21 protein-coding genes are annotated in these 25708 nt (G+C 32.3%); 8 read left to right on the top strand and 13 right to left on the bottom strand.

Going from position 1 to position 25708, the window contains the following annotated elements; translation table 11 throughout:
- Window positions 1-46: 46 nt before the first annotated feature.
- Window positions 47-1960 carry a molecular chaperone DnaK gene (dnaK, locus tag J8M14_RS16215; protein ID WP_211075861.1) on the top strand — a complete coding sequence of 638 codons (1914 nt, stop codon included), beginning with the start codon at window positions 47-49 and terminating at the stop codon, window positions 1958-1960.
- A gap of 48 nt (window positions 1961-2008) precedes the next feature.
- On the opposite strand, the gene J8M14_RS16210 is transcribed toward dnaK, so the two are convergent.
- From J8M14_RS16210 to J8M14_RS16200, 3 genes are read right to left on the bottom strand one after another with little or no spacing between them, the layout of a single operon-like run.
- The gene (locus J8M14_RS16210; protein ID WP_211075860.1) at window positions 2009-2680 is read right to left on the bottom strand and encodes a DNA alkylation repair protein; all 672 of its coding nucleotides are present in this window, start codon (window positions 2678-2680) and stop codon (window positions 2009-2011) included.
- A gap of 10 nt (window positions 2681-2690) precedes the next feature.
- On the bottom strand, window positions 2691-4385 hold the full coding sequence (ggt, locus tag J8M14_RS16205; protein ID WP_211075859.1) for a gamma-glutamyltransferase: 1695 nt from the start codon (window positions 4383-4385) through the stop codon (window positions 2691-2693).
- Entirely contained in the window at window positions 4382-4966 is a 585-nt protein-coding gene (locus J8M14_RS16200) for an acyl carrier protein phosphodiesterase (protein ID WP_211075858.1), read from the bottom strand. The genes ggt and J8M14_RS16200 overlap by 4 nt, the downstream gene beginning before the upstream one ends.
- A gap of 122 nt (window positions 4967-5088) precedes the next feature.
- Here J8M14_RS16200 and glmM point away from each other — a divergent pair, with 122 nt between their 5' ends.
- Complete coding sequence (glmM, locus tag J8M14_RS16195; protein WP_211075857.1) at window positions 5089-6477, top strand: phosphoglucosamine mutase; 1389 nt, start codon at window positions 5089-5091, stop codon at window positions 6475-6477.
- A gap of 49 nt (window positions 6478-6526) precedes the next feature.
- Here the strand turns inward: glmM and J8M14_RS16190 are convergent, their stop codons facing one another.
- The 3 genes from J8M14_RS16190 to J8M14_RS16180 form a co-directional block, all read right to left on the bottom strand.
- Window positions 6527-7432 (bottom strand): lysophospholipid acyltransferase family protein, encoded by a 906-nt coding sequence (locus J8M14_RS16190; protein ID WP_211075856.1) that lies wholly within the window; start codon window positions 7430-7432, stop codon window positions 6527-6529.
- A gap of 108 nt (window positions 7433-7540) precedes the next feature.
- On the bottom strand, window positions 7541-8440 hold the full coding sequence (locus tag J8M14_RS16185; RefSeq protein ID WP_211075855.1) for a lysophospholipid acyltransferase family protein: 900 nt from the start codon (window positions 8438-8440) through the stop codon (window positions 7541-7543).
- Window positions 8441-8555: 115 nt separating this feature from the next.
- The gene (locus J8M14_RS16180; protein ID WP_247672679.1) at window positions 8556-9422 is read right to left on the bottom strand and encodes a lysophospholipid acyltransferase family protein; all 867 of its coding nucleotides are present in this window, start codon (window positions 9420-9422) and stop codon (window positions 8556-8558) included.
- A 169-nt stretch (window positions 9423-9591) separates the two neighbouring features.
- Between J8M14_RS16180 and J8M14_RS16175 the strand changes: the two genes are divergently transcribed.
- Window positions 9592-10242 (top strand): rhomboid family intramembrane serine protease, encoded by a 651-nt coding sequence (locus tag J8M14_RS16175; protein ID WP_211075853.1) that lies wholly within the window; start codon window positions 9592-9594, stop codon window positions 10240-10242.
- Window positions 10243-10408: 166 nt separating this feature from the next.
- Window positions 10409-11362 carry a hypothetical protein gene (locus tag J8M14_RS16170; protein WP_211075852.1) on the top strand — a complete coding sequence of 318 codons (954 nt, stop codon included), beginning with the start codon at window positions 10409-10411 and terminating at the stop codon, window positions 11360-11362.
- A gap of 74 nt (window positions 11363-11436) precedes the next feature.
- Here the strand turns inward: J8M14_RS16170 and J8M14_RS16165 are convergent, their stop codons facing one another.
- A complete protein-coding gene (locus J8M14_RS16165) occupies window positions 11437-12573 on the bottom strand; it encodes a TlpA disulfide reductase family protein (RefSeq protein ID WP_211075851.1) in 1137 nt (378 codons plus the stop codon).
- Between the two features lie 320 nt (window positions 12574-12893).
- Here J8M14_RS16165 and J8M14_RS16160 point away from each other — a divergent pair, with 320 nt between their 5' ends.
- Window positions 12894-15257: a GAF domain-containing protein gene (locus tag J8M14_RS16160; RefSeq protein ID WP_211075850.1), complete on the top strand. Its 2364-nt coding sequence runs from the start codon at window positions 12894-12896 to the stop codon at window positions 15255-15257.
- Window positions 15258-15260: 3 nt separating this feature from the next.
- On the opposite strand, the gene J8M14_RS16155 is transcribed toward J8M14_RS16160, so the two are convergent.
- Window positions 15261-16442, bottom strand: a complete 1182-nt coding sequence (locus J8M14_RS16155; RefSeq protein WP_211075849.1) for a Pycsar system effector family protein — start codon at window positions 16440-16442, stop codon at window positions 15261-15263.
- Between the two features lie 57 nt (window positions 16443-16499).
- On the opposite strand from J8M14_RS16155, the gene J8M14_RS16150 reads away from it, so the two are divergent.
- A complete protein-coding gene (locus J8M14_RS16150; protein WP_211075848.1) occupies window positions 16500-20204 on the top strand; it encodes a metallophosphoesterase in 3705 nt (1234 codons plus the stop codon).
- An 86-nt stretch (window positions 20205-20290) separates the two neighbouring features.
- Here J8M14_RS16150 and J8M14_RS16145 read toward each other — a convergent pair whose 3' ends face one another.
- The gene (locus J8M14_RS16145) at window positions 20291-20593 is read right to left on the bottom strand and encodes a hypothetical protein (protein WP_211075847.1); all 303 of its coding nucleotides are present in this window, start codon (window positions 20591-20593) and stop codon (window positions 20291-20293) included.
- Window positions 20594-20851: 258 nt separating this feature from the next.
- Between J8M14_RS16145 and J8M14_RS16140 the strand changes: the two genes are divergently transcribed.
- On the top strand, window positions 20852-21385 hold the full coding sequence (locus J8M14_RS16140) for a GNAT family N-acetyltransferase (RefSeq protein ID WP_211075846.1): 534 nt from the start codon (window positions 20852-20854) through the stop codon (window positions 21383-21385).
- Here J8M14_RS16140 and J8M14_RS16135 read toward each other — a convergent pair.
- The 4 genes from J8M14_RS16135 to J8M14_RS16120 form a co-directional block, all read right to left on the bottom strand.
- Window positions 21382-22257: a hypothetical protein gene (locus J8M14_RS16135; RefSeq protein ID WP_211075845.1), complete on the bottom strand. Its 876-nt coding sequence runs from the start codon at window positions 22255-22257 to the stop codon at window positions 21382-21384. The genes J8M14_RS16140 and J8M14_RS16135 overlap by 4 nt on opposite strands.
- Window positions 22235-22687 (bottom strand): DNA starvation/stationary phase protection protein, encoded by a 453-nt coding sequence (locus J8M14_RS16130; protein ID WP_211075844.1) that lies wholly within the window; start codon window positions 22685-22687, stop codon window positions 22235-22237. Before J8M14_RS16130 ends, J8M14_RS16135 begins: the two co-directional genes overlap by 23 nt.
- Window positions 22688-22780: 93 nt before the next feature.
- The gene (locus J8M14_RS16125) at window positions 22781-23332 is read right to left on the bottom strand and encodes an NUDIX domain-containing protein (protein ID WP_211075843.1); all 552 of its coding nucleotides are present in this window, start codon (window positions 23330-23332) and stop codon (window positions 22781-22783) included.
- A gap of 59 nt (window positions 23333-23391) precedes the next feature.
- Window positions 23392-24483, bottom strand: coding sequence for a M42 family metallopeptidase (locus tag J8M14_RS16120; RefSeq protein ID WP_211075842.1), 1092 nt, complete (start codon window positions 24481-24483; stop codon window positions 23392-23394).
- A gap of 139 nt (window positions 24484-24622) precedes the next feature.
- On the opposite strand from J8M14_RS16120, the gene J8M14_RS16115 reads away from it, so the two are divergent.
- Window positions 24623-25303, top strand: coding sequence for a DUF4294 domain-containing protein (locus J8M14_RS16115; RefSeq protein ID WP_247672674.1), 681 nt, complete (start codon window positions 24623-24625; stop codon window positions 25301-25303).
- Window positions 25304-25708 lie beyond the last annotated feature (405 nt).

Genomic DNA, 25708 nt, shown 5'->3' with positions numbered 1-25708 from the left:
TGGATTGAATATTTTTTTGAAAACACAATAACAATTTAATATAAATATGAGTAAGATAATAGGTATAGACTTAGGGACAACCAACTCTTGTGTTTCTGTAATGGAAGGTAATGAGCCTGTAGTAATCCCTAATGCCGAAGGTAAAAGAACAACTCCTTCTGTAATTGCTTTTGTAGAAGGTGGAGAAATTAAAGTAGGGGATCCTGCAAAGCGTCAGGCGGTTACGAATCCGACTAAGACTATCTCGTCTATTAAAAGATTTATGGGGAATAAATTCTCTGAATCTGCAAAAGAAGCGGAAAGAGCAGCTTATAAAGTAGTAAAAGGAGATAACGATACGCCACGTGTAGATATTGATGGACGTTTATATACACCACAGGAATTATCTGCTATGACACTTCAGAAAATGAAGAAAACAGCAGAAGATTATCTTGGACAAGACGTTTCTAGAGCTGTAATTACTGTGCCAGCTTATTTTAATGATGCTCAGCGTCAGGCAACTAAAGAAGCTGGAGAAATTGCAGGTCTTAAAGTAGAAAGAATTATCAATGAGCCTACCGCAGCAGCATTGGCTTATGGTTTGGATAAAAAAGGAACTGATCAGAAGATCGTAGTATTTGACTTTGGTGGTGGTACTCATGATGTATCTATCTTAGAACTAGGAGATGGTGTATTCGAAGTATTATCTACAGATGGAGATACACACTTAGGAGGTGACGATGTAGATCAAAAAATTATAGATTGGTTAGCAGAAGAGTTTAAGGCTGATGAGAATATGGACCTTAGACAAGACCCAATGGCATTACAGCGTCTTAAAGAAGCTGCTGAAAAGGCTAAAATAGAATTGTCTTCTTCTTCACAGACAGAAATCAATTTACCTTATGTAACAGCGACTGCTAGTGGACCAAAACACTTAGTAAGATCATTAACAAGATCTAAATTTGATCAATTAATTGATGATTTAGTAAAAAGAACTGTTGAGCCTTGTCGTACTGCTCTTAAAGCAGCAGGGTTATCAACTAGTGATATTGATGAAATTATATTAGTAGGTGGTTCTACACGTATTCCTGCAGTACAGGAGGCAGTAGAAAAATTCTTTGGAAAATCACCAAGTAAAGGTGTAAATCCAGATGAAGTTGTAGCTGTTGGAGCTGCAATCCAAGGAGGTGTATTAACCGGAGATGTAAAAGATGTATTACTATTAGATGTTACACCACTTTCTCTTGGTATTGAGACAATGGGTAATGTAATGACTAAGCTTATCGAAGCTAATACTACTATCCCAACTAAGAAATCACAGATTTTCTCTACAGCAGCAGATAATCAACCATCAGTAGAGATCCACGTGTTGCAAGGAGAGCGTCCTATGGCTGCAGATAATAAGACTATCGGTCGTTTCCACTTAGATGGAATTCCACCAGCACAGAGAGGAACACCACAGATCGAGGTAACTTTTGACATTGATGCCAATGGTATTATTAAGGTATCTGCTACAGATAAAGCTACTAATAAGTCTCAGGATATTCGTATCGAAGCTTCTTCAGGATTGACAGAAGAAGAAATCGAGAAAATGAAGCAAGAAGCTGAAGCAAATGCTGAAGCTGATAAAGCGGCTAAAGAAACTGCAGATAAGTTGAATGAAGCTGACGGAATGATTTTCCAGACTGAAAAGCAACTAAAAGAATTTGGTGATAAGTTATCTGATGATAAGAAAAAACCAATTGAAGAGGCTTTGGAAGAATTGAAGAAGGCTTATGAGTCTAAAGATCTTGCGGTTATCCAACCAGCTCTTGATAAAATCAATGAAGCTTGGAAAGTAGCTAGTGAAGAGATGTACAAAGCTCAAGCAGAAGCACAACAAAACGGACAACCTGGACCAGATGCCGGAGCTGACCAATCAGCTGATGGTGGATCAGAAGGAAGTGATGTAGAAGATGTAGACTTCGAAGAAGTGAAGTAAATCTTAATTATATATTTAAAAATGCGCAGTCAAAAGCTGCGCATTTTTTTATTGGATTCTTTTTAAAGCTTCTCTTTCTGACAAAGGTTTAAGTTTTGTTTTAGATACAAATGACAATATTGCTTCTGGGTTAACTTTAGAATATTCTCTTAGAGCCCAGCCAATTGCTTTTTTTATAAAAAAATCATCAGAAGATTTATGTTTCTCACATAGTGAAAACAATAATTGCGCATCAGTTTTCTCTTTATATCCTAATTGGAATAAAATAGCACTTCGGTTCAACCACATATTTTTTGATGAAGAAAATTTGCTTATCACTTCTTGAATCTGATCGGGATGCTGCAGTAAATAGTTTCCTAAAATATGTTTTGCGATAAAGTCCACAGAATCCCACCAAGAATTAGTTACAATTAGTTTTTCAATGAATTGAATATCATTAACCGTATACTTTTTCCTAAGAAAACGATCCACAATTTCAATAGCGCAATAATGAAGTTCTCGATGAAGGTCTTGATATAATGTATTGGAAACTTTTATAACATTGTCTCGTGTCAACTCCCCTTTAAATTCATTGATCGTTTCTTTTAATAAAATTTTTCTTTTAGGAGCTTTTATTCCATAATAAGTGAAAAGGTCTTTCATATAAGCCTCCATTGCTCTTGCTTCTTCTGCATTAGCATTACGTTCTAATTTGGATTTTAAAACTAAAACAAATTCCATGATTTATTTGTTAATAACCCACAGCAGTATCATCACCACGTTTATCTGCTCCTCCTTCCATTGTTCCGTTAGGATAGACTAAAATACTATTCACCTTACTCGAAATTTTAGATTCCTTTTCACTTATGTTATATCCCTTAGCTTCTAATTCTTTAAAAAGCTTTTGATCAAACTTATTTGGTTCAAAATATATGGAATCCGGTAACCATTGATGATGAAAACGTGGAGCATTTACAGCATCCTGCATAGTCATCCCAAATTCTTTTACATTGAGGATAGTTTGTAAAACGGAAGTGATAATTGTTGAACCTCCTGGTGTACCTATGGACATCCATAATTTATCATCTTTTTCGATAATTGTTGGCGTCATAGAACTTAACATTCTTTTTTCAGGTGCTATTGCATTGGCTTCTGCACCAATTAACCCAAACATATTAGGTTCTCCGGGTTTAGCACTGAAATCATCCATTTCATTATTTAGAAAAAAACCAAGTTCGGGAACATATAGCTTAGAACCATATGCGCCATTAAGTGTTGTGGTCACAGAAATAGCATTGCCATATTCATCAACAATAGAATAGTGTGTGGTTTCATCACTTTCGTACCCAGGTATTATGCCACAATTAATAGTAGAAGAAAGTGTAGCTTGATCTAAGCTAAAACCTTCCATTCTATAGTTTAAATATTCTTTGCTGATTAATGTATCTATAGGAATTTCTACAAAATCCGGATCCCCAAGATAAAAACTACGATCGGCATAAGCTCTGCGTTCTGCTTCGGTTAATATCTGAATTGTTTCGAGTTGATTATGTCCATATTGCTTCAAATCATAGGGTTCGATCATTTTCATGATCTGACCTAAGCATACTCCACCACTAGAAGGTGGAGACATAGATATTATATTTAGATCTTTATACTTAAACTGAACAGGTTCACGCCATTTAGCTTCATACTTTGCGAGATCCTCCATCGTAATTATTCCGCCTCTGGATTGAAGAAAGTTTACAAGTTTTTCTGCGGTTTCACCGCGATAGAACTCATCAACGCCATTTTTAATAATTCTTTCTAGAGTTTCCGCTAGTTTTGGGTTTTTAAGGGTGTCAGAAGCTTTATATCCACTAGTTATTGGAATGGTATCTCCATTCGCTTCAAAGAACAGGTCCTTGTATTTTTCAAAACGTGCTTCCTGTTTTTTAGTAATTATAATACCATTTCTCGCAAGATCCGCCACAGGGGTTAAAAGATCTTCAATAGGTAGAGAGCCAAATTTTTTATAAACTTCAAAGATTCCGGCAATTGTTCCCGGAACTCCAACAGCCATAGCACCTAATTGACTTTTTTTAGATATAACCTCGCCATTTTCATCCAGATACATGTCTTTTGTAGATGCTAAAGGAGCTTTTTCTCTGTAGTCCAGTGCTCCAATTCGCCCATTTGATTCTCGGTATACCATAAAACCACCACCGCCAAGATTTCCTGCATAAGGGTATGAAACGGCAAGAGCCATTTCTGTAGCTACCATAGCATCAAAAGCATTACCTCCATTTTTCATAATATCTGTTCCAATTTTAGAGGCTTCCTGTCTGGCAGAAACTACCATTGCATTTTGAGTAATTAAACCTTTGACAGGTGCAGGTTTTTCATGGGTAGATGTTTTGCAAGAAAAGCTTAGTAGAAGAAGTAAAAAGAAAAGTAATTGCTTCATAATGTTCTCATTTCATTTTTTGTAAATAGCTCTAATTCTTCAAAAAAAGATCGAAACTCGCTATCAAATTCAGCATAATATTGCTCTAATTCGATTACAGCAAAGTTCATCTTAGATCGATTTTTAGTTCTATGATTCATTTGATATAAAATTCTGCCAATTCCAGGAATAGACTCATAACTTAGTAGCCAATTATCTCTTAGCATATAAGGCATAAAGTTCTGAACACGTTTTGGCAAAACATCAAAATTGTCTTGAAGTAAAAGATAAAAATCATTAACATATTGTTCCAAAGGTTCTTTAGAATATTCACTCCAGTTGGCAGCTAGAAAATGATCATATAGTATATCAACAATTACGGTGCTGTAATGACCATACCTGGGAAACAAACGAGATACACTTTTTCTTACGGTTTCGTGACTATCAGTATAATGATCTATTTTGCGATGAAGTGTGATCCCTTGTCGAATGCGATCAGGGTATTCTAGAACTTTTTTTCCTTTAACGGAATCGGCAATAAAATTGCCTATTTTAAGCTCCGGATCGTCTCCGGAAAGGTAGATGTGAGCTAGGAAATTCATTAGGTCAATTTACAATTTTTAGTAATGTTAGTATTGTTTTTATATAAACTTTAATGGTAAAGTTGTCGTAATGGGTTGTAGAATGTACATTTGTCCTCAAAATCATACAATCAATACAATATATGACACTGATCAAATCAATTTCAGGAATTAGAGGAACCATAGGAGGGGGAGTAGGTGATAATCTAACACCTGTTGACGCAGTTAAATTTGCTTCTGCATATGGAAGCTGGTTAAAAAAAGAAACAAATAAAGAACATCCAATAGTAGTTGTAGGCAGAGATGCGAGAATATCAGGTTCTATGATTCAGCAGTTGGTAATGAATAGTTTGATAGGGTTAGGGGTAGAAGTAATAGATTTAGGACTTTCTACAACACCCACAGTAGAAGTTGCCGTTCCATTAGAAAAAGCTGATGGAGGAATTATTTTAACGGCGAGCCATAACCCTAAACAATGGAATGCATTAAAACTATTGAATGGAAAAGGAGAATTTCTTAATGCCGAAAACGGAAAGAAAATCCTTGATATAGCAGAAAGTGATGATTATAGTTTCTCAGAAGTGGATGATTTGGGTAATATTAGGGTAAATGACACTTACATTGATAAACATATTGAAGAAGTATTGAATTTATCTTTGGTTGATTCGGATATTGTAAAAAAAGCTGGTTTTAAAGTAGTTGTTGATGCTGTAAACTCTACAGGAGGAATTGCAATACCAAGATTACTTAAAAAAATGGGAGTAGAAGTTGTGGAGTTGTATTGTGAACCTAATGGTCACTTTCCGCATAATCCAGAACCTCTTAAAGAACATTTAACTGATCTATCAGAACTAGTTGTTAAAGAGAAGGCACATTTAGGTCTTACAGTTGACCCTGATGTGGATCGTTTGGCCTTTATGAGTGAAGATGGAGAAATGTTTGGAGAGGAATATACTTTGGTGGCTTGCGCAGATTTTGTGTTAAGTAAGACTCCAGGTAATACTGTTTCTAATCTATCTTCTAGTAGAGCGCTTAGAGATGTTACTGAAAAACATAATGGTAGTTATGAAGCCAGTGCAGTAGGAGAGGTGAATGTAGTAGAAAAGATGAAAGCCAATAAAGCCGTGATTGGTGGAGAAGGTAATGGAGGAATTATTTACCCGGAATCACATTATGGAAGAGATTCTTTGGTAGGAGTTGCATTATTCCTGACACATTTGGCAGAGAAAAAATGTAGTGTAAGTGAATTGAGAAATAGTTATCCATCTTATTTTATGAGTAAAAACAAAATTCAGTTGACACCTGAGTTGGATGTTGATGCTATTCTGGATGGATTTCATAAGAAACATAAGTCAGAAGAAGTAACTACTATTGATGGTGTAAAAGTTGATTTTGCTGATTGCTGGGTTCATCTGCGTAAGAGTAATACAGAACCAATTATTAGAATTTATACTGAAGCATTGAGTCAAGAGAAAGCTGACCAATTAGCCAAAGATACCATTACTACGCTAAAAGAAATTGCAGGAATTTAATTTTTAAGCACACTTATTTACCAGGTTTTTATAACCTGGTAAGTTTGTGCTAGCTTACAACAGCACCTTTAGGAATCTCTGCATTACGGTGTTTCCAACGTTTATGACTCCATAAATAATTTTCTGGCTTATTGCGTATTTGTTTTTCTAAAAGTTTTATAAATTGTTTGGTAATATCATAGTCTTCAGAATTTTTAGAATCTTCTGAGATAGGTATGAGTGTCGCTTGATAATATCCTCTTTTTACTTTTTCTACATGTAGATAAAATATACTCATATCTAATCGCTTAGCTAATACTTCTCCCCCCATAACAGCAGGGACTTTTATACCCATAAAATCTGTCCAGAACATAGCCTTATTTAATTTTGGAGACTGGTCAGAAATTAATCCATAAATGCTTAATTCTGGATTTTCTTTATTGTGATCTTTAGTCATTTCTCTAAACACCTTGGCGCTAGGTATTAAACGAGCACCAAATCTTCCTCTAATACGATGTGCTAATCTGTCAAAATATTTATTTTTTACGGGCTTATAGATGCCAACACATCTAAATTTTGAAATAATATCTATTGAATTAGTCCATTCATAGCTATTATAATGCCCCATCATTATAATAACACTTTTGTTTTTGATCTCTAGCTCTTTAAGCTTATCCATATTTGTGATTTCAAAACGCTTTGTTATTTCCGTTTCTGTTATAGAGATAGATTTGATCATTTCCAAAAACATATCACACATATGTTTATAAGAACCCTTGGCTATTTTTTTGATTTCTTTTGGAGTTTTTTCAGGAAAAACAAGAGTTAGATTTTCATTTACTGTCTTTTTTCTATACCCTATTATATAATATATAAGGATGTAAACACCAGTAGAAAACATGTAAAATAGTCTCCAGGGTAATTTCGAAATCATCCATAATATAGGATATACTAAACGGTAAACTAGTAATTGCATAACATGATTTTTAAATCAAAAAGTGCTAAAGATACTTCTAAAAACTGTTATTAAGGTTAGATTAACACTGTTTTTATCAATGTGCCGAATTGTTTCGATAAGTTATCATTAATCTATGGTAGCACCTTCAGGAATTTGTGCATTACGATGCTTCCATCGTTTGTGAGTCCAAAGGTAATATTGAGGCTTATTGCGAATCTGATTCTCTATGCATCTTAGATAATCTTTAGTAATAGTATAATCTTCAGCATTCTTAGAATCTTCACTTATAGGTACAAAAGTAGCTTCATAGTAACCTCTTTTGATCTTTTCAACCTTTAGATAATATACATTAAGGTCAAAACGTTTAGCAAGTACTTCACCTCCTAAGAATACAGGTACTTTTATCCCCATAAAATTAGTCCAATACATCGCTTTGTATAATTTGGGAGATTGATCAGCTGCAAGCCCATACATAGATAAGCTGTCATCAGTTTGATCTTCTGTTATTACTCTCATAGCATCTCTGTTCGGAACCACACGTGAGCCAAACCTTGCACGAATTCTGTGTACCAGTCGATCAAAGTAAATGTTACCGATAGGTTTATATATACCAACTGCCTGGAAACCTGTTTGTATATCAATAACATTGGACCATTCATAACTAGCATAATGTGCTATGAATACCATAATGTTTTCTCCTTTTGCTTCTAATTCTCTAATCATATCAAGATTAGTAACAGTAAAACGCTCCATCATCTCTTCATTAGAAATAGAGATAGACCGAATCATTTCCAGAAACATATCACACAGATGTTTATAAAATTCTTTCCTGATCTTTTTAATCTCATCTAATGATTTATCCGGAAAAGCTAATTGAAGATTTTCTGTAACTGCATTTCTTCTATAGCGAATGATATAATAAATCAGAAAGAAAATAGTGGACGAAAATGCATAAAAGAGTTTCCATGGCAATTTAGAAACTATCCATAATAAAGGATAAACAATTCTGTAGATAATTAATTGCATGCAGTATTATTGCTTTTGGGACGAAAATACATGGATTTAATTAAACCTTAATAAAAACTTAACAAAGAATTTAGCAGAGTATAATTGTAGATGAAAATTAAATGTTAACTATGGCTTAGTCAACAATAGCTCCTTTAGGGATTTTAGCATTACGATATTTCCATCTTTTATGTGTCCAGAGATAATGCTCCGGTTTAGTACGGATTTGTGATTCAACAAGTTTTAGATATTCTTTAGTAATATAATAATCATCACATTCTTCAGGATTTTCTGTAATAAGAATAAATTCCGCTTCATAGTAACCTCTCTTTGCTTTATCTACTTTTAGGTATACAACTGGTAAGTTCATTCGTTTTGCAATTTTTTCTCCACCAAGGTAAATAGGTACTTTGATATCCATAAAATTAGTCCAATACATAGAATTTTTTAGCCTGGGAGATTGATCAGTAACAAAACCATAAGCACATAGCTTACCTTGTACTTTATCTCTAGTAATTGCTCTAATAGTGTTGTGTTTAGATATTAATCTAGCATCAAAACGACCTCTTATCTGGTGTATGAGCTTATCAAAATGTTCATTCTTCAGTTTTTTATATACTCCAACTATAGGAAAACCACCAAGAAATTGTACTGCAATCGACCATTCATAACTAGCATAATGAGCAATTAATACTATAATGCTTTTATTTTTAGATTCAATAGTTGTTAAAACCTCGGGGTTAGTGATCTTGAAACGTTTGCTTAGCTCTTTCTCAGAAATAGACATCGTTTTTATCATTTCTAAAAACATATCGCACATATGTCTATAGAAAGCTTTGCGGATTCCATAAATTTCTTGTTTTGATTTTCTAGGAAAAACTAAGGTCAAATTCTCAGTAACTATTTTTTTTCGATATCTAATTATATAATAAGTTACTATGTAGAGACAGGTTGAAAAAACATAAAATATTCTCCATGGTAATTTCGAAATACACCACAGCATCGGATAGATAAGACGGTATACTAATAACTGCATTAACTGAATCAATTAAAGCATACAAAGATAAAAGTATTCGATTTTTTTTGTCTTAAACTTTTACTAATAAGAAAGTCTTAATCAGGTGGTTTTCTGAAATAAAATATATGGTATATTTGATCAAAATTTACTGAATATGATAAATCTGGACATTGTTGTAATAGTAATTATTGCTATTAACGTCATTGTTTCTTTAATGGGGTTTAATGATTTTTCTTTTTTTGAAAAATATAAGTTTAATATAGGAGGAATCCGCAGAGGAGAGCAAATACGAATGTTTTCTTCAGCATTTTTACATGTTGATATGATGCATTTATTTTTCAATATGTTTACCCTCTATTTTTTTGCACCAGTTGTGTTAACTTTTCTTGGAAATATCAAGTTTTTGGTAGTTTATGTAGGAAGTTTACTTATAGGTAACTTATTCTCTGTTTTTTTTCATAAAGACGAGTATCATTACAGTGCTGTTGGCGCCAGTGGCGCAGTTTCTGGCATAATTTATTCAGGTATATTATTTCAGCCAGGGATGAGTTTGTATTTAATGTTTATTCCAATCCCCATACCGGCATATATTTTTGGTATAGTTTATTTATTATACTCTATTTATGGTATGAAAACCAGAACAGGAAATATTGGTCATGATGCTCACTTTGGTGGAGCAGTAGGAGGTTATGTGATCACTTTGATTTTTGCACCGTATTTGTTTGAGCAGAACTTATTGATGATAATACTGTTGGCAATACCTATAATCATACTTTTTATTTTACAAAGACTAGGTAAGCTTTGATATAAGTTTACTAACTTATATTTTCTGAGATTAAGCATCATATTATTGTTTTTCCTTATTTTTATTATACAATCAAAATATAGTTTTGACAATAAATCATACTGTAATTCGATATGTATGTATGAGGATTATATTTTAAAGCTCTTAACCACAAAAAAACCAATACATGAAATTGAATATCATCATAAAGAATATACTATTATTTTTAGTACCGTGTTTAATTTTCTGCCTTAATCTTAATGCCCAGGATCCTGCTAAAGATGGTTATGTTAGGCTAATGCAAGAAGGGTATGAAAAATTGGTAGAAGAGAATAAAGAAAGTGATCTTGAAGGTAAATATTACATAAAATATTATACTGAAGGGAAGTTAACCAAAATTAGCAGGGTAGAATATGACAGAGGAAAAAGACAAGGCGAGTGGTTACATTTTCAATCATTTTCGGAGGGTGATCTTGATTTGGCTACTATAGAAAATTATGATAATGGAGAAAAAGAAGGATATTATTATAATGCTGATAGTAGTACAGATTTTAGTGAAGAAGGATATTATAAGAATGGTGAAAAAACAGGATCTTGGAGTATCACTAAAAACGGAGCGCTTGAGAAAATAGAGTACCGTAATGGTAAAAAACATGGGGAATACTGGAGGAGAGATAAATCCGGAGTTATTGTTAAAGGTGGGTATAAGAATGATGAAAAAACCGATGATTGGACTATAGAAGATCTTTCGGCAATAGCTTCTGAAGGAGCGGAAGAAAACAATGAAAATATAGAAATAGAAGAAAGAACCAAAACCGAAGATATTGGTACAGTAAAGGGTAAGGTATTGAAGCCAGATAATACTTCGATTTCTCTGGTAGCCATTAAATTAACTCTAAATGACTCTGAATGTATATACGCGTATACTAGTTTTGATGGGACATTTAGTATGCAATTAGATAAAAGTAAAATTACAGAAAATAGTCAGTTGGAGATTGTGATTGATGATTATGCCAGGAAAATAATTTCTTTTCAAGAATTTCTTCAGAGTAATGAAATTGTTTTAGATAAAAAAGGAAAGCTAGTAACTTATGAGGAGTATAGAAGCTTTTATGAAACCATTAAAAGCTGTTCAAATTAAGTAAGCTAAGCTTATAAAACAAAAAAACGACCTTTATTAGATCGTTTTTTGTTATACTATATTTTGAGTTTAATCTAAAGCGCTTTTTCTCCTAGTAACTCTGAGATTTTATTTTCTAAAGCTGGGCCTCTTAGGTTTTTTGCAATCACATTACCCTTTTCATCTAATATAAATGTGGCAGGAATGGACCTTACTCCGTATACTTTTGCAATAGGTTCTTGCCAATATTTTAGATTAGATACGTGATTCCAGTTTAAATTATCAGCTGCAATAGCTTTTGTCCAGGACTCTTGTCTTTTATCAAGTGATACTCCAATAATATTAAGTCCTTTATCATGATATTTATTGTAGACTCTTACTACATTAGGGTTTTCCATTCTACAAGGTTTACACCATGACGCCCAAAAATCTATAATAGTAACTTTGCCTAAAGATTCTTTAAGAGATAAAAGTTTACCATCAGGATTGGGAGCTGAAAAATCCGCAGCTTCACTACCAATATCAATTTTTTTCTGTTGTGACTGCACAACTGCATTATTAATCAATAAACTTAGGTTTTTACCTAAACGACTTGTTTTAAGAGAATCATCAATAGTATTATAAATCTCTTGAACTTCTTTAATAGGTAATGCTTTTAAATTGATAAGATCTGTAAGTGCCATTACAGAAACTAAAGACTGAGGGTTGTTTTGAGCATATTCTTTGCGAATAGTTTGTTCCTTACTTTTTAGTTCTTCAGTCTGTGTGCCTATTTTTAATGCTTTCTCAGGTTGATTTAATCTGGTAGCATATTGATATTCATTATTTAGCTTTATTCTTTTCTCATTAAAAGCTTTCATTTTATTGAGATATTTAAAAAATAGCTCATTCTCAGGACCTCCTTTAACAATAGAAGACCTTAAACTATCTTTATAAATAGTCATTTTAATAGGACTATTCTCTCCTAAATACAAAACATTTCCGGGTAAATTTTTAAAAGTCAGATAATTAAAATCTTTAGTCTCTACTGGCGGAAGCACTATTTTAAACTTTCCTTGGTTTATACTTGCAGAATCTATGATACTAGCTCTGTTGGACTGACTTACAGCATTAACGTAAACCATAGTTCCATCTTCAAAACCCTCTGTTTCTGCAGATATGATATATCCTTTTTCTTCTTTTTGACAAGCAACAAGTAAAATAATTGAGGCCAGCATTGCAATTCTTTTCATGGTATTCATATTTAGTAAAGAGGTAAAAATAAAGAATCCAAGGTATAAACTCCAAAAATTAACTTTTTGATATCAATATTTGTTAAAATTTCTTCTGCAGACCAAAGAAAACTGATAGATAGATGTAACAAAATAGTTTGATTTATAGTCTAAGTTAATATACAATGTAATTATTTACTGGTTTCTCTGTCCAATTATAATGGTAGTGATCGTCATGGATATGTGTGAATCATGATTTTTAATTTAATTAATTGTTAATCTTAATACGCAATGCATAGCTTTTGTAGTATTTTTGTTATAACCACGATAAATAAGCTGATATGGAGGTGTTAGAGCAGGATTTTCCACTTGATATATGGATAAGCTTTTCTAAGTTTTTTGATCATTACAGAAAATTTCAGAAAAGTGATAATGAACTATTAAGAGATCGTGCCAATAAGATTTTAAAAATCGCAAAAACATATCCTGAACTTGAAGATGGTATTAAGACAGAAGAAAGAGTTAAGGAATTATTACCACAAATTCATCTGGTATTAGAAGATTCTTTTGCTCAAATTTTACAGCAAAATGAAATAAAAATTGCGACGATACCATTTAATAATACAGTATTACAATCTTCACAACGCTATAAGAATATAGTTAAAAATGCTGGTGTAGATTTTGAACCACAAATCAAAAACTTAGATGAAGATCATTATTTTATAATGGGATGTAGTATTATTCTTAACCAGTACTATGGATATACTATTGATTTTAGAAGACCATTTTTTTATGATATTCCTGATGCAAATGGTATTACAAGGCATTATAGAATTTTGTACAATGGAGATTTTATTGAAATAGAAAAGACTGATAAAGCTAGGGATATTACAGATGAAGACGTTGCTGAATTGTTGGATAATTTTGACAATGTAGAAATTTGGAAAGAAAAATTTCCTCCGAACAGTTGGATATTTAAAGGTGTAGTGATTGCTAATCTTTTTGATGTTACCACAGATGTTTCATTATCGGATTTTAAGACTAGTCTGCTTAGATATGATAAAAAACAAGGAGATTTTGTAGATAGCTTTCAAGATATTTTTAGAGCTATATTTAATCTGAGAGAAATTAAAGTAGGTTTTTCTAATTATAATGAAGAAGATAAGGTGTTCGAGAGAGTACCTTTTAAGGATATAGATAGTTATATTCTTTTTGATCAATTTTCTGATAGTTGCGAAGCTGCACTTTGCAAAGGTACCTACTATTATCTTTTTGAGGAATCAACATATTTTGCAATTTCTGATGTAAAGAGATATCAAAAATCTACTCCGGATGAAAAGATGTACAAAAACCTTATTGCTCAAGGTATCAATAGCGCAATAATAGCTCCCATTGTTAGTGAAGGTAAAATGTTAGGAGTTCTGGAAATTGTATCACCGAATGTTCATGAATTAAATACTATTAATGCTAATAAGCTCCAAGATGTTATGCCATACTTGGTGGATTCTGTTCTTAGATCTAAGGCTAAAGCGGAAAATGAACTAGAATTAATTATTCAACAGGAATGTACTTCTATACATCCAAGTGTTCAATGGAAATTTAGGCAAGAGGCTAAACGTTTTATGCGTGCTATGGTAGATGAAAACCCAGTTTCATTTAGAGAAGTGGTTTTTGAAAATGTATATCCTTTATATGGACAAATAGATATAAAAGGGTCTTCTGATGCACGTAATGAGGCGGTAAAAAAAGATTTAGTTCTACAGCTTAAAGGTATTGCAGATATAATTGATAAACTACTGGAAACAGAACCTTTGCCTATATATGAACAGTTAAAATATAGAACTGATAATTTTATTAATGTTATCAATGAGCGATTGCAAGTAGATAGTGAACAAAAGATTATTAGTTTCATTAAAAAAGAAATCACTCCGCTTTTTAGACATCTACAGAAAAAAAATGATGAATTAGATGTGCTCATCAATCGATATGAGGAAATGCTGGATAGCAATATTAAAACAGTTTATAAGCATCGCAAAGCATATGATGATTCTGTTATGCTTATCAATAAAAAGATGGCTGCATTATTGGATCAGAAACAGGATGAAGCCCAAGGGATGTACCCCCACTATTTCGAACGTTTTAAATCTGATGGAGTAGAGCATAATATGTATATTGGAGAATCCATTACTAAACAAGATAGTTTTAATAAAATATACCTATATAACCTACGATTGTGGCAGTTACAGGTAATGTGTGAGATGGAAAATGCATATTACTTGATGAAGAAAGATCTTCCTGTAGAACTAGATGTTGCATCTATGGTGTTAGTGTTTAATTCATCTTTATCCGTGAGATTTAGAATGGATGAGAAACGTTTTGATGTAGATGGAACCTATAATGCCAGATATGAGGTTGTTAAAAAGAGAGTAGATAAATCAAAAATCAAAGGAACGGATCAACGAATTACTGAAAAAGGGAAGCTGGTAATTGTATATTCTCAAAGTTCTGATGAAAGAGAATACGTTAAGTACATAAACTTTTTACAATCTAAGAAATACTTAGAAGAAGAAATTGAAATTGTTGATATAGAAGATCTCCAGGGAGTTACAGGTCTTAGAGCTATAAGGGTAAACATCTTATATCATAAAGGAGAAGAAGATAAAGAGTATTATACGTATGAAGATTTAATGAAAGAAATTAATTAGCAACTATTGTAACGTATTAAAAGCTACTAAAAAACTAATTGCAGAAGTAATAATCCCTATCATAAATACAGTGTAAGTTATACGTAAAATCTTGTACTTTTTATGTAATACTTTTCCAAGAAAATATAGGTCTTTTATCATGGTGTCATAGATATAATCTTTATCATTCATAAGGTCTTTCATAGCAGATTTATAATCATTAAGAGGCATTTTATGAAAGTTCCCAAAGAAAAGTAAGTTTACTTTTTTCTCCTCAACTTCTTTATGTGTAAATTCACCACTGGTAATATTAGGACGAGTAGCCAATACAGATAAAATAATAGAGGCAATACAGAAGGTCACGAATATTAAGGTAGGATATATCAAGTATTGATTCGAAGGGTTATCTAACTTAGGAATAAGATTAGAAAGTGCTAATGAGATGATTATTGCATTAACCGAAAGTAAGATATTGGCTTTAGTGTCTGCAATATCACTAAGTTTTAGATGGTTTCTTAATGTAACTCTAAATAAAGTTTGGATACCTTTTTCAGGGCTTTCCTCCTTATACATTTGTTTTAGCTTTTCTTTTTCCTTTTTTCTTTGCTTCTTCAACTTAGATTGTTCTTCTAGCATTTTAGCTAAATTATCTTCTTTTTTAGGTTCCCAATTCTCTTTTGCATAGTCGGTATAAAAACGATGCTTATTTTGAAATAAATCAATGTTTGCCTTTAGCCAATCAGCAGTATTCATTTTTTTTACATCATTAAGTTTAAACTCGCGTCTTAGTAACTCACTAGTCTCACCATAATAATCTTTCGCAAAATGTGATGCATCCGCATCCCTAATAATCTCTTCCATAAGATCAGTAGGAGTATGTTCCATTTTGGTGGCTAAAATTTGTTTAGAAACTTTATCTATAACCTCTTGAGAAACCTTCTGATCTGATAAAAAATCTTTTGCAATAGCTACACTATGTTCCTCATGATTTTCTGAGCTTCTAGAATAACCGGTATCGTGTAATAACGCGGTTAATAATAATACTTCTTTATCTTCATCAGAGATTTTGATGTTATCAATAATTTCTTTTGTACTTTTAAATACTCTTTTTGTATGATCGTAATTATGATAAATACAGGTGTTAGGAAGTTCTTTTTCAAAAAGTTCCGAAACAAAACTGTCAGTTTTTTCTAGTAAAGAAGACATATTTATGATTTTTCAAGACTCAAATTAACTAAAAAATAAGAGACTGTATTCCAAACAATGAATAAATATAATAAGATTCTAACTATTTGCACTGTCCTACTATTGAGTTCTTGTGCAACATACTCTCCTAGATATAAAGTCGAAAATTTTGCACAAACATTACCCAAGGGTGAAATAGAAAAAACGTTTTATTTGGTTGGCGATGCTGGTTATGCTAGTAAGGATGAGACTACCGATGGTTTAACGGTACTAAAAAAAGTATTAGATACGGTATCTTCAAAAAATGATTATGTACTTTTTTTAGGAGATAATATTTACCCGAAAGGAATGCCTAAAAAAGAAGCTCCTGAGCGATCCCTGTCAGAGCATAGGATAAATGCGCAAGTAGAATCCGTAAAGGATTTTGATGGGGATGTTATTTTTATTCCCGGAAACCATGACTGGTATAATGATGGAGTACAAGGATTAAAAAGGGAAGAAAAATATGTAAATAAAAAACTTGAAGATAAAGAAGCTTTTTTACCCGCTAAAGGATGCCCTCTGGAAAGTGTAAAAGTTAGTGATAAGATACATTTATTGGTTTTAGATACGCAATGGTATCTTGCTAACTGGAATAAAAACCCTACTATAAATGATGATTGTGAAATTAAGACCCGAGAAAAATTCTTTCTTGAAATAGAAGGAGAATTAAAGAAGCATAGTAAGAAGACCATTATAATTGCGGTACACCATCCAATGTTTACCAATGGTCCTCATGGTGGGAAATTTAGTTTTGATAAACATATTTTCCCTTCAAAAAAGAAGATTCCGTTACCGATTTTAGGATCCATAGCGACTCAAATTCGTTCTCAAGGGGGTGTTACTTCACAAGACCTTTCTAACACACATTATAATAGATTAATGAGAAGGTTGACTACTATGACGAGAAGTTTAGATAAGGTAGTCTTTGTGTCAGGTCATGAACATTCGTTACAATATTTGGATAATGATGGTTTAAAACAAATTGTATCAGGTTCAGGGTCTAAGGTTTCAGCAGCCTCCTTAGGTAAAGATGGGTTGTTCTCTTATCCGGGTCAGGGATTTGCAGTTTTAGATGTTTATAAAGATGGTTCATCCAATGTGCGTTTTTATGGAAGTGAAAAAGGTAACCCTAAGTTGGTATATCAAACCAAAGTTCATCAAAATAAAAAAATATTGGATTATAGTAATCTCTCTAATTCTTTTGATAATGAAGTTTCTGCTTCTATTTATGAAAAGGAAGAGGTTGAAAAATCAAAATTTCATAAATGGCTTTGGGGAGATCACTATCGTAACATTTATGGAAAAAACATAAAAGTCCCAGTAGCAACTTTGGATACACTAATGGGCGGTTTCACAATAGATAGACAAGGAGGAGGACAGGTTACGCGATCTCTACGGCTTATTGATAAGGACGGAAAGCAATATAGTTTAAGAGCAATGCGAAAGAGTGTAACTCAATTTTTACAAAAAGGAGCTTTTAAATTTACTTATCTAGAAGATAGCTTTGATGATACCTTTACTGAAGATGTATTGTCTGATTTTTATACCTCTAGTTATCCTTATGCATTTTTGGCAGTAGGCCCATTAGCAGATGCAATAGGGGTTTACCATGCAAACCCTAAACTATATTATATTCCCAAACATCCTGCCTTGGGGGAGTATAATGAAACCTTTGGAGATGAAATATATTTCTTAGAAGAGCGCCCGAGTAAAGAATATAATGATTTAACTTCTTTTGGTAAACCTGATGATGTAGAAAGTACAGATGATCTCCTGCGCAAAATCAGGAAAGATGAGGACTATCAAATAGATGAAGAGAGTTATATAAGAGCCAGGCTTTTTGATATGATCCTTGGTGATTGGGATCGTCATCCTGATCAGTGGCGATGGGCACGTTTTGATACAGAACAAAAGAAAACATATAGACCAATTCCTAGGGATCGTGATCAGGTATTTTGTAATTACGATGGTGTCATTCTTGGTATCGTAAAATTTGTTGCTCCACTAGCTCGTAAATTTCAGGTGTACGATGATGAACTTAAGAAAACACGATGGATTAATCAATCTGGGACACGTTTAGACAAAGCATTAACACAGAGTTCTGGAAGAGAAGAATGGTTGCAACAAGCAAATTATATTAAAGAAAATCTATCTGATGATGCTATTGAAAATGCGTTTAACCATCTTCCAAAGGAAACTTTGGATGAAACTTCAGAAAAAATAAAAAGCTACCTAAAAACCAGAAGAGATGATATAGTTGATATTGCAGATAGCTATTATGACTATCTTTCTAACCATGTAATTATAAAAGGAACGGATAAAGATGATTTTTTTGAAATTGTAAGAAGAGATAATAAAACAAGCGTAAAAGTTTCAAGAATTAAAAACGAGAAAGTAAAAGATCCTTATTACGAAAGAGTTTTTGATGCTAAAGAAACCAAAGAAATATGGATTTATGGATTAGATGATGATGATAAATTTATAATAAAAGGAAAAGGTAGTAATCCAATTAAAATACGAATTGTTGGGGGACAAAATAATGATGAGTATACCATAGAAAATGGGCGAAAAATCAAAGTTTATGACCATAAGTCAAAACCGAATACAATACATAAAAAAGGAGGGGCAAAATTTATTTTTAGTAATATCTATAATTATAATATATATGATTATAATAAATTCATCGAGAAGACGAATGTTATAACCCCTTTTATTGGCTTCAATCCTGATGATGGTTTGAATATTAATGTTACAGATGTTTTTACTACTAAAGGATTTAAAAATGATCCATATCATAGCAAGCATAGGTTTAGAGGAGCATACTATTTTGCTACTGAAGGATATGAGTTGTCATATGCAGGAGAATTTATGAATGCGATAGGAAATTGGAACATCCTTGTTAACGCTTTGTATACAAGTGAGAATTTTGCACAAAACTTTTTCGGATTAGGAAACAATACTTTGAATTTGGATGATGCACTTGGTTTAGATTTTAATCGTGTAAAAACTGGAATATGGTCTTTTGGATTGGGATTAGCTAAGAAGAACTTCTATGGAAGCGAGTTATCTGTCAATGCCTTGTTTGAAGGAATCGAAGTCCAAGATACACCAGGAAGATTTATTACTTCCGGACTTCAGTTGGTAAATGTAGATCCCGATTTTTTTGATAGAAAATACTTTACAAGTCTTAATGTTCAATATAAGTTCGAGAGTTATGATAATCCTGCTAATCCAACGAGAGGGATGTTATTTAATATACAAACTGGAGCCACAATGAATGTGGAGGATACGGATAGAACTTATGGATATATCAATTCTAAACTTGGTTTTTATAATGCGATTACCAGAAATGGAAAGTTGGTATTAAAAACAGATGTAATAGCAGAAGTCAATATTGGAGATAATTTTGAATTTTATCAAGGAGCCAGTTTAGGTGGAACCAATGGATTAAGAGGATATCGTGAGGAGAGATTTGTTGGTGAGAGTGCTTTAGCATTTAGTGGAGATCTCCGGTATAGTTTTAATAAATTTAAAACAGGTCTGTTACCGTTACAATTAGGAATCTTTGGTGGTTATGATATTGGTAGAGTATGGTATGATGATGACGATTCTGATCGATGGAACGATTCAATAGGAGGAGGTTTTTGGGTAAATGCTGTGGATTCCGTCTCAGGGCAATTAGGGTTATTCAATAGTGATGATGGTGTTCGATTTACTTTTGGTTTAGGAATGAGCTTCTAAAAGAAAAAGTTCCACGTACCGTGATGCTCTGGATACCAGGAACTTTTTGATAGAAAGCAATAAAAATATATGTGTAAAGAAGGGTTTTAAAAAAAGTCTATTGTAGTTCTGGGAACAGAAACTTCAGTAGTCTTTAAAGATAATTCGGATTTTTTTTTGGCTTTTAATGAAAGCTCTTTCTTTTTACCTTTATATGAAATATTTTCTTTTATTTCTTCTTTTAAAAGTAAAGTGTTTTTATTTAAATCTTTTTTAAGGTTTTGAGAATGCTTGTGAACCAATATAGTTGTGTTTTTGGAGTTAGAAGTATAAACTTGTTCTTGACCGTAAAAAGCAAAAGAAGATAATAGAAATGCAATTAACAGAAAGTGTTTTGAGGCTAATTTCATTATAATTTTTTTTGGGGGTTATTTTGAGGGTATTCAATTGAATAACAAATCTAATTTAATGAATAATAAATAGTTATAATTGTGATATTGGTGATAAGATGCTATCAAAATGTTAATAAGTAAGATTTAGATTACAAAAATTATATCTTAATAATTTGATTATGTGTTTTTTATCGATTAAGAGCTTATTTTTAAGTTTAAGTGTGGTTTTGGTTGATAACTTTTTAGTTTGTTTTAAATTTTAAATTGAAAAACTTGATGTTATATACAGATCGATTACAGCTTCGTGTAATTAAAGAAGAGGATTTAAAAAAAATTCATGAATTGCATTCTATCCCGGAAGTAGATAAGTATAATGCATTAGGTATTCCTACTAATATTCAGGTTACAGAGTTTGTTGTTGATGAATGGTTAGAGTCAATTCGTCTTCGAAGAGAATATGTTTATGCTATAGAGAAGGATTCTAGTTTTATAGGCCTTATTGCAATCCGTATTGGTAACTCAAAGTATAAGATAGCTACTGTGTGGTATAAAATTAATCCAGAATTTTGGGGAAAAGGTTATGCAACAGAAGCTTTAATGGGAATATTAAATTTTGGTTTTGAAGAATTGAATTTACATCGTATTGAAGCTGGGTGTGCTGTGAATAATTTAGGTTCAATAAGGGTACTTGAAAAAGTAGGGATGATAAGAGAAGGGAATAAACGAAAAGTATTACCTCTTAAATCTGGTTGGTCTGATAATTATGAGTATGCCATCTTAGATGAAGATTGGTATAAAACAAAAGATTAGTTTAGGGAGTATTCGTATAAGCCAGCTTTTTTATGTTTAGTACCTTCATCCGTTATGTAAAGAATTGAATCATTTTTGAAACAGATTCCTTCTTTTTGAGAGTAATGATGTAGTTTTATCTTTTTAATATCACCACCAAAAAGATTATCTTTTTTAAAATTACTGAGTAAAAAAACCTTGTTGTGAGTCAATAGTGCAATTTTATCTGCGTATGAATTAATTGCAGCTGCTGTAATAAGACAATCTGATTTGTCATCACAAGTTTTAAAAGATCCAATCAATTTTGCAGTATGTTTACCTTGAGTAGCCGGAATTTTATAAAGCTTAGTAGTCGCATCAGCTATAGATCCTCTGTTTTTAGTAAATAGATATAAATTTCCTTTTAGGTAAATGAAAGCTTCTACATCAAAATTGAAATTCTTTTTCTTAGGAGGAAACTTCTTCTGATCTTCAAAAGAGAATTTAATTTTTGTTACCACGATACTGTCAGACAAGATACCAGAAACCTTATAGATTCTTAAATTCTTTCTATCATTACCGTTATTGCCAAAATCACCAATATATATATTGTTTTCCTGATCATATGCCAAATCTTCCCAATCTACATTTTTAGCTTTTGGAACGGTTAATTTGTTTATGATTTCACCTTTTTTATTTAGCCTAAACAGTGTATTATCATTCCCAGAATCATTTATAGCATATATGTGATTGTCTGGCAACATGGTAATTCCAGACACTTCTCGAATAGAGTGGGGGAGAGAATTGATTTTAATTAAATTAGTGTCCTCATTTTTTTGACAACTAATAGTAGTAGTTACCAAAAAAATGAGGAAAGCAATTTTTGATATTTTAGTTTCTTTGATTCCAGGCATTTAGCATCCAACTTGTTTTTTCTAACTCACCAATATATGTACCAGTAATATCCAAAGTACCATCATCTTTAGCGTCATCAGCTTTTTCTGTTACTTTTCTAAGTTGATCTAACAACATTTCGTGATCTTTAAGAACTGCAGAAACCATTTCGTGATCAACTAAGTTAGTGTCAGACTCTTCAATATTCGAAGTATTTATGTATGAACTGAAATTGCTTATAGGTTTTCCTCTAAGAGTCAATATTCTTTCTGCAATTTCGTCAATTTTTAACTTAGCATCTTCATAAAGCTCTTCAAATTTTAAGTGTAACTCAAAAAAATGCGGCCCGGTAATATTCCAATGAAAATTTCTAAGTTTTTGATAATATAGATGATAATCTGATAATAATATATTTAGTGCTTCTATTGTTTTTTTATTAGAATTAACCATAGTTTTTGTTTATTGATTATTATGTTTTAATACAAAATTACTATAATTAAGCTCTGAGATTTGAAGTTACAATAGTTAGTTGTGATAGGGGTATTATGCCAGTCGATTTGTGATTTCTTTAAGAATGAGCTCGAAATATTCAGTATCGTGAGGAACATATTCTTTAGGAATAGCATTTTCTACCCTGTTCTTTAATTCAGAAACTGAAATCAATTTAATATCAGCTACTTCTTCCTCCTGAAGTGTAAGTTTCTCCAAGGGGACTTTTAGCTCTGCTGTATAAATGTGATGAAACTCATTGTCAAAAAGATTGGGTTTAGGAGTTTTTTCGGCTAAATAAACTCCGATGAATTCAAGATCTTCTTGGGTTACTGACACACCTATTTCTTCTTCAATTTCACGAATTGCTGAACCTTCAGGAGATTCTCCTGCACTAATATGTCCAGCGACAGACACATCCCAAAAACCTGGAAAAGTATCTTTATCATCAGCCCTTTTTTGGAATAATATCTTTCCTTCCTTGTTATAAAACCAGATGTGTACACTGGCATGATATAACCCTAATCGATGAGCTTCAGATTTTAATCTAACCTCTCCTGTTAATTTCCCTGATTTATCTAAAATATCTATAAGTTCGTCTGCCATAATCTAAAAATAAAAAATCCCGCCCAAAAGGCAGGATTCATATCATTTTGTTTTATAGATTACTTTCCAAAGTAACTAAAAGTTTCTCCAGATTTAATATTTAGAAGACTTTCATAAATTAATTTGATTACATTTTCTACATCGTTTCTGTGTACCATTTCGACAGTAGTATGCATATATCGCAGAGGTAAAGAAATCAAGGCAGAAGCTACACCGCCATTACTATAAGCAAAGGCGTCTGTATCTGTACCAGTCATTCTGCTAGATGCCATACGCTGAAAAGGTATCTTTTTATCTTCAGCAGTATCAATAAGTAATTCTCTAAGTCTATTTTGTACTGCGGGAGCATATGAGATCACTGGACCGTCACCAATTTTAGTTTCACCCTGAGTTTTCTTTTCGATCATTGGTGTAGTGGTATCATGGCAAACATCAGTCACAATTGCTACATTAGGTTTGATGGTATGTGTAATCATTTCGGCACCCCTTAATCCTATTTCTTCCTGTACAGAGTTGGTAATATACAACCCAAAAGGAAGCTTCTTTTTATTTTCTTTAAGTAAACGAGCAACTTCAGCAATCATAAAACCTCCCATTCGGTTATCAAGAGCTCTACAAACAAACTTGTCTTTATTCAGAATAAAAAACTCATCAGGATATGTGATTACACATCCTACGTGTACTCCAAGTTTAAGGACTTCTTCTTTAGTGGAGCATCCAACATCAATACATATGTTATCTAATTTTGGAGCTTCTTCTTTAGCTTTATTTCGTGTATGAATAGCTGGCCATCCAAAAACACCTTTTACAATTCCTTTCTTAGTATGTATATTAACCCGCTTTGAAGTAGCAATCTGATGATCACTTCCTCCATTTCTTATTACATAGATTAGACCATTATCAGTAATGTAGTTAACATACCACGAAATCTCATCTGCATGCCCTTCTATAACAACCTTATATTTAGCTTTAGGATTAATAACACCCACAGCTGTACCGTATGTGTCAGTAATAAAGTCATCAACATAAGGTTTTAAATAGCTCATCCATATTTTTTGACCTTCCCACTCATATCCTGTGGGAGCAGGGTTATTCAAATATTTTTCGAGAAAAGTCAGAGACTTTTTATTTAGAATGCTTTTTTTTGCCATGTTATATGTCGTTTTATGCGAAAATAATAATATTCACATTCATTTTACAGTTTACAATAGGTTAATTCTTAATTTTGGAACAATTTTAGAGGAGCTTTAATCTATCATGTTTAGACCATTATCATACATATTATTATTGATGTTTACATCTTTTGTTTATGCTCAGAAGGGGGAGCAAAAGATAGATACGTCAAAAGTAGATAGTACACGTTATGTACAATATTATATTATAGAGGGAGATACGATTCCTCATGAGGCAATAGATCTTGATGAGGTTGTTATTTTAGGGAGATTAAAGTTCAAAGATAAACTTGCTCGAAGAAAGTATCTCATCCTAAGACGTAAAACCAGGAAAGTATATCCTTATGCTAAATTAGCAGCCGATCGATTGATCACGCTGAGGGAAAGGTTAGAAAATATTGATTCCAAAAGAGGAAAAAAGAAATATATAAAAATACTCCAGAAATATATGGAGGAAGAGTTCACGGCAGAACTAAAAAAGATGACGCGTACAGAAGGTCAGATATTGGTAAAACTCATTAATCGACAAACTGGTAAAACTATGTTCGAGTTGATTAAAGAATACAGGAGTGGTTGGAAAGCATTTTGGTATAATAGTACAGCTAAACTTTTTGATATATCATTAAAGGAAAAATATGATCCCATTAATGTAGAGGAAGATTACTGGATAGAAGATATACTACAGCGCAGTTTTCAGTCTAATATTCTCGAGGAACAGAAAACAGCTCTGGATTTTAGTTTTTATGATTTAAGAAATAAGTGGTCAGATACTGCAAAAACAACTTCAGTAAAAAAGTAATTTGGGTATTCCCTCGCTAACTCGGTCGGGCTGTCCGCTATATCTTTTACCAATGAATATTGATGATAGTTTATAATAATTATAACTGTCTCCTATAATATAATATTTTTAATAATATTGAGATAGGTAAAAGGATGTCACTACCATCCCTAATACAATTAAAAAACAAGTTTTCGGTAAGAAGTATAGTTTATAAGTTAAAAACAACAAAAAAACCATCTTTGATTTGATTAATTTTTAGTATCTTCGTTTTCTATCTTTTTAAAAATCAAGACGTTTCTTTTTTCTTGAAAAAAAATCTAAAAAAGATATCACGGTTCCTATAATTTCATGTATGTTTGCACCCGCAAAAAGGGGGATTCTTTTTGCAAGTTCATTGAGAAGTTAGGGGTTTTGTTTTTTTAA

Origin of the sequence: Aquimarina sp. MMG016, from assembly GCF_018100805.1 — a bacterium.
Classification (GTDB): domain Bacteria; phylum Bacteroidota; class Bacteroidia; order Flavobacteriales; family Flavobacteriaceae; genus Aquimarina.
This window is presented reverse-complemented; position numbering and strand designations above follow the sequence as displayed.